Origin of the sequence: Streptomyces mutabilis, from assembly GCF_014649815.1 — a bacterium.
In the GTDB taxonomy this organism is placed as follows: domain Bacteria; phylum Actinomycetota; class Actinomycetes; order Streptomycetales; family Streptomycetaceae; genus Streptomyces; species Streptomyces mutabilis.
In genome coordinates, this window is record NZ_BMTT01000060.1 from 1 (window position 1) to 2,779 (window position 2,779).

The window sequence follows — 2,779 nt, forward strand, 5'->3', positions numbered from 1 at the left end:
CCTCAAATGACCAATGTAGGTAAACAGCGTCAATATATCAATCGTGAGAAAACACCAGAATGGTTAAATGAAGGAAGATTAGGACAATCTCAAGAAATACATAATGAAGATACAAAATTAAAACAAGATCGAGAGGCATTTCAACGTCAATTAGAAGAAAAATGGGAGGATTAATAATTTAAATGAGCTACATGTATATTTTGCTTTTATTTCCTTTAATAATGGGATTTATCGTATCAATAAAAAAGAAAAAACATGACTAAGGAGACATAAGAAGGTATGAGTAATAAATATAATATACATCCAGCACTATATATAGGAGGATTTGCGGTATTTTTTAGTTTTATATTTGGATTTCCTATAGGGACATTAATGGGTCTAGGTATAGGGATAGGAGTTAGTAAAAAAAAGAAATGATTACAGTTTTACTCACATAAAATTTGTAAAAGAGTTTACAGATGAAGAAGTTACACGATATACTGTAATTAACAAATTGTAGGTGTACATCACTGTACGCAAAGACCCCCACGTAGCTTGCCGGCTGTGGGGGTCTTTTTTACTATCGTTGTTTCAAACTATCATAAAAATAGTTTGCCATAATACTAATGATGAGTGGATCAACGATATTTAAGATAACAAATTGTAGGATATCCAACACTATACGCACACCTCCTTTCTGCACAGGAAGTGCGTTCTAATTATAATATACAAGTTTTTTCAATGCATTACTTAAAGAGTGGAATGCATTTACTAAAACAATAAATAGATTTGTAAAAGAGAGTGGCATTAGTGAATAAAGAAGAATATTTAAAGATTATTCAAAAAGAAACAAAAAAGATAAATACTGATGAAAAAGAAGATATTTTATCTAAATACGAGTCTTATTTTATTAATGGATATAAAAACAATAAAAATGATGAGGAAATTATTAAAGAACTTGGTGATCCTGTAAAAATAGCCAAAGAAATAAATGCTGTAAATTCATTATATAAAGTAGAAAATAAAAAAAGTGTTAAAAGTATATTTTCTGCAGCCTTTTCTATTATGGAGCTTAGTATTTTAAACTTAATTTTAATAATCTCCATATTTTATACAATGACTCAGGTTCATAATAATCATAAAGTTTCTGGAGAAACTATTTTAACTCTTTCAACATGGCTATTTGCATTTTGGGGAGTTATGATTATTACTAGTTTTTTAGTCAGAGATTTTTCTCAAGGTACGTCACAGTTGTATTTGAATAGTTCTAAAAATAGAGTGAAGTACTTTATATCTCAACTGATATCCATATTAATTGCTAGTGTCATAGTATTTTTAACATTATACGTATTCGTTTTGATAATGCAGAACATAGGAGACGGTGAACCTTTAAAAAATGAAGTAGTGGGAAAAGCTTTAGGAATATATATCCTATTATTTTTATTTTATGGTCTATTTCTATTTCTAATTACTTTATTAGTAAAAAGTTCTTCTTTAGTATTTTCAATTGGGGTTTTTCTTATATTAATCATACCTATAGCAACTAATTTAGTTCCATTAATTCCAGAATATGGTGATGAAGTTAGAAAAGCCTTGAAATATATACCTTTTAACTTTTTAATCAATAATGTTTGGCTTGGATCTCTCAAATTAAATGGATGGCAAACATTTATTTCAATAGCTTCAGTAATACTATTAGCTATAATTGACTTCTTCACCATTTCTAAAAGAGATTATTAAAGATTAACAAAACCAATGTTTTTCCTAACAGACTGATTAAGAGCGATTAGCATAGTTGCTAGTCGCTCATTTTATTGTTGTTCTTTCAATCGCTTAATCGCATTTTTTAAGGATCTTTATTATTAAGACTAAACCATAATATATATTATTATGAATTTTAAAATGATATAACGCTCTTATAAAAGATGCTATTACAATAAAATTGTATGATTATCAATAAAAAAACGATGTCTAAACGGAATAATTACTTTTCTCGTATCCTGTTCTTTAAGTTTATTGTATAATGGAAAGAATAAATCTACTTCAGTACTTGTAAAACGTCTTAATGGTACTAAACTTATTTATATATACTACTGTTTTACCAGACATAAAAAACTCCTCTCCAAATATATAGGTGATGCAAGATACAAAACATCTCTTTTAACGTCTCAAACCTCTTTTTGCTTTAAAGCTGAGATAGTGTCTAAAAAATTTATAAAAAGATATTAAAAATTTTTGGGCTTTAGCCCTTCACAAATTCAAAAAAACAAAAAGGAAAGAGTCCAGAGATTTTATGTTCCGGACTCTTCAATTCTAAAATATTTAGTTTAGTAAAGAATATAGTTACTAGTAATTGTACTAGGTTATAAGTTAATGTTAAATAGTTTCGGTATCAATAATTTTTATTAAAGACCAATACGTTTTAAGAATCCAATAAATTCTTCATAGATATCTTCTAACATAAATTTCCCTCCTTGATATTACAAATAAGTAATATACTTAGCAATAATTATTTTGTGTAAGGTTTGTCTTGGCCATAATATTCGATTTTATCATAGAAGAATTGACCAAAAATTGTTAAGAAGCGATGTAACATGTAATGGCACCTCCCTATGTACTATAATACATATTTAGTATAACCCTATTTTCAAATCATAAAACATTTATTTACAATTATAAGTGAAATGTTTCTTAATTAAGTTTAAAAATGAACAGAATAACGTTTTTTGTAATAGATAATATTTTCGCTTAATAAGAGTATACCTATTATGAACGAAGTTATTGGTAACCCATTATTAGA

The 2,779-nt window shown here is 27.1% G+C and carries 1 protein-coding gene; it reads left to right on the forward strand.

Annotated elements, in window-relative coordinates:
• The first annotated feature begins 789 nt into the window (after nucleotides 1-789).
• A complete protein-coding gene (locus IE142_RS34530; RefSeq protein WP_077431479.1) occupies nucleotides 790-1,719 on the forward strand; it encodes a DUF2705 family protein in 930 nt (309 codons plus the stop codon).
• Nucleotides 1,720-2,779 lie beyond the last annotated feature (1,060 nt).